The sequence below is a fragment of the Alkalihalobacillus deserti genome, from assembly GCF_020734105.1.
Lineage (GTDB): Bacteria > Bacillota > Bacilli > Bacillales > Bacillaceae_D > Halalkalibacter > Halalkalibacter deserti.
This window is the reverse complement of sequence record NZ_JAJAFR010000064.1, coordinates 1-1456: the sequence shown is the minus strand read 5'-3', so window position 1 is coordinate 1456 and position 1456 is coordinate 1. Positions and strand designations below refer to the sequence as shown.

Annotated in this window: 1 pseudogene; it reads right to left on the bottom strand. The window is 42.1% G+C overall.

The features are described 5' to 3' along the window. Nucleotides 1–1188 (bottom strand): annotated as a pseudogene (locus tag LDX58_RS25590) (IS110 family RNA-guided transposase); the annotation flags it as partial. Nucleotides 1189–1456: the final 268 nt, after the last annotated feature.

Sequence of the window (1456 nt, the reverse complement as noted above, 5' to 3'; positions counted from 1 at the left end):
TATAGCCTAGACTTTCAAGCCTTCGTAGTGAATGTCGAACAATGGATTGTTGTTTTTGCTTATCGAAGTAATCTTCTCCTAAATCGACGTACATTTCTTTACGGGTCAATAAGTAATTGGAGATTCGTAATATCGCATGCGCGACTACAACTGCTGCCCGCTTTTTACCTTTACGTGCTGCAGTACGGCGATAAAGCGCTCCGAGGTAGTTTTTTGACCCTCTAATAGATTGGGCTGCTTCAATTAAGGCTGACTTTAAATATTTGTTTCCATTCTTCGTTTTTGAAGACTTCCGTTTCCCGGCACTTTCATTACTACCTGGCACCAATCCGGCCCATGAGCACATTTGAGGTGCGGTAGGAAATTGTTCTTTTATGTTCGTCCCAAGTTCTGCAAGCATTTGCTCAGCCATTCTTCTTGCGATTCCAGGAATGGAATCTAAGCGATCGATGTCATCTTGATAGATACTCAATCTATCGGCTACTTCTTGATCCAGCATATCGATTTGTTCAGTAAGGAAATCAATATGGTTTAGAACCGTCTTTATCATGAATCGTTGATGATCATTGATATAGCCGTGGAGGGCGAGTTTGAGCTCATCTTTCTTCTTTTTCATCCTTCCTTTTGCGAAGTTTGCCAGCATTTCTGTGTCATCTTCGCCTTCAGCGATGGCGCGAAGCATATCGCAGGAAGACTTTCCCATAATATCCGAAACAACAGAACCAAGTTTGATATTAGCGCCTTCTAATACTTTCTGAATCCGGTTATGTTGTCTGGCACGTTCTTCAATAATGCTCCTACGGTAACGAACTAGTTCACCTCTCGTTGATTTCGGTCTGGGATAAAACTGGCTTTTAGTAAGCCATGACGAAGTAGTTTGGCGATCCATTCAGCATCTTTTACATCAGTTTTTCGTCCAGGGACGGACTTAATATGTTGAGCATTCACTACAAGAAACTCAATATCCTCGGCTTCAAGCAAGTTGACAATAGGTTTCCAGTAAACACCTGTACTTTCCATTGCCACATGAGTGCACTTATGTTTCTTAATCCAGTCAATCAACTGAATTAGGGATGAGGTTTTTGTTGAAAAAGTCTTAATCTCCTTTCCCTCTGGCGTGATGATACATGCAGTAATGTTGTCTTTATGGACATCCATACCACAGGCTCTTTCAATGATTATATCCATTGAAAACATCCTTTCTACGGCAAGTAGTATTAGAGGCTGGTGCAACAACCAGAATAGGATTAATCTACCATGAGTGCTTCCCTTAAGGGAGCAACAGTCAGTGGTGCACCGTGGTCGAAGGAGTCAGACTGTGCAAAGGGCTCTCACGCACCACAGTACATCGACCTTCCTCAGCCAGCCGTAGAATCAGTATGGACAAAGTATACTTATTTTCATTCTCGGTGGTGTATCTCTGGTTTTAATATACATGAATGACTGTGCAGCAAAT